Annotated in this window: 6 protein-coding genes and 3 pseudogenes; 6 read left to right on the plus strand and 3 right to left on the minus strand. The window is 58.9% G+C overall.

Annotation, left to right across the window (positions count from 1 at the left end; genetic code table 11):
* Positions 1–105: 105 nt before the first annotated feature.
* From aph(3'')-Ib to R7D93_RS24930, 3 genes and pseudogenes are all read left to right on the plus strand, one after another.
* A complete protein-coding gene (gene aph(3'')-Ib / locus R7D93_RS24920; protein WP_001082319.1) occupies positions 106–909 on the plus strand; it encodes an aminoglycoside O-phosphotransferase APH(3'')-Ib in 804 nt (267 codons plus the stop codon).
* Positions 909–1,745, plus strand: a complete 837-nt coding sequence (locus R7D93_RS24925) for an aminoglycoside O-phosphotransferase APH(6)-Id (protein ID WP_000480968.1) — start codon at positions 909–911, stop codon at positions 1,743–1,745. The genes aph(3'')-Ib and R7D93_RS24925 overlap by 1 nt, the downstream gene beginning before the upstream one ends.
* 107 nt (positions 1,746–1,852) lie before the next feature.
* Positions 1,853–2,368, plus strand: a pseudogene (locus R7D93_RS24930) (DMT family transporter); the annotation flags it as partial.
* Between the two features lie 31 nt (positions 2,369–2,399).
* Here the strand turns inward: R7D93_RS24930 and tet(A) are convergent.
* The gene (tet(A), locus tag R7D93_RS24935) at positions 2,400–3,599 is read right to left on the minus strand and encodes a tetracycline efflux MFS transporter Tet(A) (protein ID WP_001973670.1); all 1,200 of its coding nucleotides are present in this window, start codon (positions 3,597–3,599) and stop codon (positions 2,400–2,402) included.
* 105 nt (positions 3,600–3,704) lie between these two features.
* Here tet(A) and tetR(A) point away from each other — a divergent pair, with 105 nt between their 5' ends.
* Positions 3,705–4,355, plus strand: a complete 651-nt coding sequence (tetR(A), locus tag R7D93_RS24940) for a tetracycline resistance transcriptional repressor TetR(A) (protein ID WP_000164043.1) — start codon at positions 3,705–3,707, stop codon at positions 4,353–4,355.
* 31 nt (positions 4,356–4,386) lie between these two features.
* Here tetR(A) and R7D93_RS24945 read toward each other — a convergent pair.
* A pseudogene (locus R7D93_RS24945) lies at positions 4,387–4,521 on the minus strand (relaxase); the annotation flags it as partial.
* Here R7D93_RS24945 and R7D93_RS24950 point away from each other — a divergent pair.
* Positions 4,516–4,812, plus strand: a pseudogene (locus R7D93_RS24950) (MerR family DNA-binding protein); the annotation flags it as partial. The pseudogenes R7D93_RS24945 and R7D93_RS24950 overlap by 6 nt on opposite strands.
* A 57-nt stretch (positions 4,813–4,869) precedes the next feature.
* The gene (locus R7D93_RS24955; protein WP_001391758.1) at positions 4,870–5,700 is read left to right on the plus strand and encodes an APH(6)-I family aminoglycoside O-phosphotransferase; all 831 of its coding nucleotides are present in this window, start codon (positions 4,870–4,872) and stop codon (positions 5,698–5,700) included.
* On the opposite strand, the gene R7D93_RS24960 is transcribed toward R7D93_RS24955, so the two are convergent.
* On the minus strand, positions 5,672–5,882 hold a 211-nt coding region (locus R7D93_RS24960), incomplete at its 5' end, for a hypothetical protein (protein WP_206926156.1). The genes R7D93_RS24955 and R7D93_RS24960 overlap by 29 nt on opposite strands.

Consider the following 5,882-nt stretch of genomic DNA (forward strand, 5'->3'; position numbering starts at 1 on the left):
CTGGCGGTATTGGCGGCGCTGAAAGAAACCGCAAGAATTCGTTAACTGCACATTCGGGATATTTCTCTATATTCGCGCTTCATCAGAAAACTGAAGGAACCTCCATTGAATCGAACTAATATTTTTTTTGGTGAATCGCATTCTGACTGGTTGCCTGTCAGAGGCGGAGAATCTGGTGATTTTGTTTTTCGACGTGGTGACGGGCATGCCTTCGCGAAAATCGCACCTGCTTCCCGCCGCGGTGAGCTCGCTGGAGAGCGTGACCGCCTCATTTGGCTCAAAGGTCGAGGTGTGGCTTGCCCCGAGGTGATCAACTGGCAGGAGGAACAGGAGGGTGCATGCTTGGTGATAACGGCAATTCCGGGAGTACCGGCGGCTGATCTGTCTGGAGCGGATTTGCTCAAAGCGTGGCCGTCAATGGGGCAGCAACTTGGCGCTGTTCACAGCCTATCGGTTGATCAATGTCCGTTTGAGCGCAGGCTGTCGCGAATGTTCGGACGCGCCGTTGATGTGGTGTCCCGCAATGCCGTCAATCCCGACTTCTTACCGGACGAGGACAAGAGTACGCCGCAGCTCGATCTTTTGGCTCGTGTCGAACGAGAGCTACCGGTGCGGCTCGACCAAGAGCGCACCGATATGGTTGTTTGCCATGGTGATCCCTGCATGCCGAACTTCATGGTGGACCCTAAAACTCTTCAATGCACGGGTCTGATCGACCTTGGGCGGCTCGGAACAGCAGATCGCTATGCCGATTTGGCACTCATGATTGCTAACGCCGAAGAGAACTGGGCAGCGCCAGATGAAGCAGAGCGCGCCTTCGCTGTCCTATTCAATGTATTGGGGATCGAAGCCCCCGACCGCGAACGCCTTGCCTTCTATCTGCGATTGGACCCTCTGACTTGGGGTTGATGTTCATGCCGCCTGTTTTTCCTGCTCATTGGCACGTTTCGCAACCTGTTCTCATTGCGGACACCTTTTCCAGCCTCGTTTGGAAAGTTTCATTGCCAGACGGGACTCCTGCAATCGTCAAGGGATTGAAACCTATAGAAGACATTGCTGATGAACTGCGCGGGGCCGACTATCTGGTATGGCGCAATGGGAGGGGAGCAGTCCGGTTGCTCGGTCGTGAGAACAATCTGATGTTGCTCGAATATGCCGGGGAGCGAATGCTCTCTCACATCGTTGCCGAGCACGGCGACTACCAGGCGACCGAAATTGCAGCGGAACTAATGGCGAAGCTGTATGCCGCATCTGAGGAACCCCTGCCTTCTGCCCTTCTCCCGATCCGGGATCGCTTTGCAGCTTTGTTTCAGCGGGCGCGCGATGATCAAAACGCAGGTTGTCAAACTGACTACGTCCACGCGGCGATTATAGCCGATCAAATGATGAGCAATGCCTCGGAACTGCGTGGGCTACATGGCGATCTGCATCATGAAAACATCATGTTCTCCAGTCGCGGCTGGCTGGTGATAGATCCCGTCGGTCTGGTCGGTGAAGTGGGCTTTGGCGCCGCCAATATGTTCTACGATCCGGCTGACAGAGACGACCTTTGTCTCGATCCTAGACGCATTGCACAGATGGCGGACGCATTCTCTCGTGCGCTGGACGTCGATCCGCGTCGCCTGCTCGACCAGGCGTACGCTTATGGGTGCCTTTCCGCAGCTTGGAACGCGGATGGAGAAGAGGAGCAACGCGATCTAGCTATCGCGGCCGCGATCAAGCAGGTGCGACAGACGTCATACTAGATATCAAGCGACTTCTCCTATCCCCTGGGAACACATCAATCTTACCGGAGAATATCGTTGGCCAAAGCCTTAGCGTAGGATTTCGCCCTCTCCCGCAAACGACCCCTATTTGCGGAACTGCGGGCGTGGCGCTGTTGGTGTTGACACCAAACGCAGCGCTAGATCCTGTCGGCGTCGCAGCGGGCCTGGCGGGGGCGGTTTCCATGGCGTTCGGAACCGTGCTGACCCGCAAGTGGCAACCTCCCGTGCCTCTGCTCACCTTTACCGCCTGGCAACTGGCGGCCGGAGGACTTCTGCTCGTTCCAGTAGCTTTAGTGTTTGATCCGCCAATCCCGATGCCTACAGGAACCAATGTTCTCGGCCTGGCGTGGCTCGGCCTGATCGGAGCGGGTTTAACCTACTTCCTTTGGTTCCGGGGGATCTCGCGACTCGAACCTACAGTTGTTTCCTTACTGGGCTTTCTCAGCCCGGGGACCGCCGTGTTGCTAGGATGGTTGTTCTTGGATCAGACGCTGAGTGCGCTTCAAATCATCGGCGTCCTGCTCGTGATCGGGAGTATCTGGCTGGGCCAACGTTCCAACCGCACTCCTAGGGCGCGTATAGCTTGCCGGAAGTCGCCTTGACCCGCATGGCATAGGCCTATCGTTTCCACGATCAGCGATCGGCTCGTTGCCCTGCGCCGCTCCAAAGCCCGCGACGCAGCGCCGGCAGGCAGAGCAAGTAGAGGGCAGCGCCTGCAATCCATGCCCACCCGTTCCACGTTGTTATAGAAGCCGCATAGATCGCCGTGAAGAGGAGGGGTCCGACGATCGAGGTCAGGCTGGTGAGCGCCGCCAGTGAGCCTTGCAGCTGCCCCTGACGTTCCTCATCCACCTGCCTGGACAACATTGTTTGCAGCGCCGGCATTCCGATGCCACCCGAAGCAAGCAGGACCATGATCGGGAACGCCATCCATCCCCGTGTCGCGAAGGCAAGCAGGATGTAGCCTGTGCCGTCGGCAATCATTCCGAGCATGAGTGCCCGCCTTTCGCCGAGCCGGGCGGCTACAGGGCCGGTGATCATTGCCTGGGCGAGTGAATGCAGAATGCCAAATGCGGCAAGCGAAATGCCGATCGTGGTCGCGTCCCAGTGAAAGCGATCCTCGCCGAAAATGACCCAAAGCGCGGCCGGCACCTGTCCGACAAGTTGCATGATGAAGAAGACCGCCATCAGGGCGGCGACGACGGTCATGCCCCGGGCCCACCGGAACGAAGCGAGCGGGTTGAGAGCCTCCCGGCGTAACGGCCGGCGTTCGCCTTTGTGCGACTCCGGCAAAAGGAAACAGCCCGTCAGGAAATTGAGGCCGTTCAAGGCTGCCGCGGCGAAGAACGGAGCGTGGGGGGAGAAACCGCCCATCAGCCCACCGAGCACAGGTCCCGCGACCATCCCGAACCCGAAACAGGCGCTCATGAAGCCGAAGTGCCGCGCGCGCTCATCGCCATCAGTGATATCGGCAATATAAGCGCCGGCTACCGCCCCAGTCGCCCCGGTGATGCCGGCCACGATCCGCCCGATATAGAGAACCCAAAGGAAAGGCGCTGTCGCCATGATGGCGTAGTCGACAGTGGCGCCGGCCAGCGAGACGAGCAAGATTGGCCGCCGCCCGAAACGATCCGACAGCGCGCCCAGCACAGGTGCGCAGGCAAATTGCACCAACGCATACAGCGCCAGCAGAATGCCATAGTGGGCGGTGACGTCGTTCGAGTGAACCAGATCGCGCAGGAGGCCCGGCAGCACCGGCATAATCAGGCCGATGCCGACAGCGTCGAGCGCGACAGTGCTCAGAATTACGATCAGGGGTCTGTTGGGTTTCACGTCTGGCCTCCGGACCAGCCTCCGCTGGTCCGATTGAACGCGCGGATTCTTTATCACTGATAAGTTGGTGGACATATTATGTTTATCAGTGATAAAGTGTCAAGCATGACAAAGTTGCAGCCGAATACAGTGATCCGTGCCGCCCTGGACCTGTTGAACGAGGTCGGCGTAGACGGTCTGACGACACGCAAACTGGCGGAACGGTTGGGGGTTCAGCAGCCGGCGCTTTACTGGCACTTCAGGAACAAGCGGGCGCTGCTCGACGCACTGGCCGAAGCCATGCTGGCGGAGAATCATACGCATTCGGTGCCGAGAGCCGACGACGACTGGCGCTCATTTCTGATCGGGAATGCCCGCAGCTTCAGGCAGGCGCTGCTCGCCTACCGCGATGGCGCGCGCATCCATGCCGGCACGCGACCGGGCGCACCGCAGATGGAAACGGCCGACGCGCAGCTTCGCTTCCTCTGCGAGGCGGGTTTTTCGGCCGGGGACGCCGTCAATGCGCTGATGACAATCAGCTACTTCACTGTTGGGGCCGTGCTTGAGGAGCAGGCCGGCGACAGCGATGCCGGCGAGCGCGGCGGCACCGTTGAACAGGCTCCGCTCTCGCCGCTGTTGCGGGCCGCGATAGACGCCTTCGACGAAGCCGGTCCGGACGCAGCGTTCGAGCAGGGACTCGCGGTGATTGTCGATGGATTGGCGAAAAGGAGGCTCGTTGTCAGGAACGTTGAAGGACCGAGAAAGGGTGACGATTGATCAGGACCGCTGCCGGAGCGCAACCCACTCACTACAGCAGAGCCATGTAGACAACATCCCCTCCCCCTTTCCACCGCGTCAGACGCCCGTAGCAGCCCGCTACGGGCTTTTTCATGCCCTGCCCTAGCGTCCAAGCCTCACGGCCGCGCTCGGCCTCTCTGGCGAGGCGGATGTGACGCGGGTGCGCTTCGTGAAATCAGCCCAGCGGCTCGGATTCAGCCTCGACGAGATCGCAGAGCTGCTGAGGCTGGATGACGGCACCCACTGCGAGGAAGCCAGCAGCCTGGCCGAGCACAAGCTTCAGGACGTGCGCGAAAAAATGACCGACCTGGCGCGCATGGAAACCGTGCTATCCGAACTTGTGTTCGCCTGCCATGCGCGGCAAGGGAACGTTTCTTGCCCGCTGATTGCTTCGCTGCAAGGGGAGAAAGAGCCGCGTGGTGCCGACGCGGTGTAGCCGAGGGTAGTTACGCCTTAGCGTGCTTTATTTTCCGTTTTCTGAGACGACCCCTTCATGCCGCCTGTTTTTCCTGCTCATTGGCACGTTTCGCAACCTGTTCTCATTGCGGACACCTTTTCCAGCCTCGTTTGGAAAGTTTCATTGCCAGACGGGACTCCTGCAATCGTCAAGGGATTGAAACCTATAGAAGACATTGCTGATGAACTGCGCGGGGCCGACTATCTGGTATGGCGCAATGGGAGGGGAGCAGTCCGGTTGCTCGGTCGTGAGAACAATCTGATGTTGCTCGAATATGCCGGGGAGCGAATGCTCTCTCACATCGTTGCCGAGCACGGCGACTACCAGGCGACCGAAATTGCAGCGGAACTAATGGCGAAGCTGTATGCCGCATCTGAGGAACCCCTGCCTTCTGCCCTTCTCCCGATCCGGGATCGCTTTGCAGCTTTGTTTCAGCGGGCGCGCGATGATCAAAACGCAGGTTGTCAAACTGACTACGTCCACGCGGCGATTATAGCCGATCAAATGATGAGCAATGCCTCGGAACTGCGTGGGCTACATGGCGATCTGCATCATGAAAACATCATGTTCTCCAGTCGCGGCTGGCTGGTGATAGATCCCGTCGGTCTGGTCGGTGAAGTGGGCTTTGGCGCCGCCAATATGTTCTACGATCCGGCTGACAGAGACGACCTTTGTCTCGATCCTAGACGCATTGCACAGATGGCGGACGCATTCTCTCGTGCGCTGGACGTCGATCCGCGTCGCCTGCTCGACCAGGCGTACGCTTATGGGTGCCTTTCCGCAGCTTGGAACGCGGATGGAGAAGAGGAGCAACGCGATCTAGCTATCGCGGCCGCGATCAAGCAGGTGCGACAGACGTCATACTAGATATCAAGCGACTTCTCCTATCCCCTGGGAACACATCAATCTCACCGGAGAATATCGCTGGCCAAAGCCTTAGCGTAGGATTCCGCCCCTTCCCGCAAACGACCCCAAACAGGAAACGCAGCTGAAACGGGAAGCTCAACACCCACTGACGCATGGGTTGTTCAGGCAGTACTTCATCAACC

It is taken from the genome of Vibrio sp. YT-15 (assembly GCF_033337445.1).
In the GTDB taxonomy this organism is placed as follows: domain Bacteria; phylum Pseudomonadota; class Gammaproteobacteria; order Enterobacterales; family Vibrionaceae; genus Vibrio; species Vibrio alginolyticus.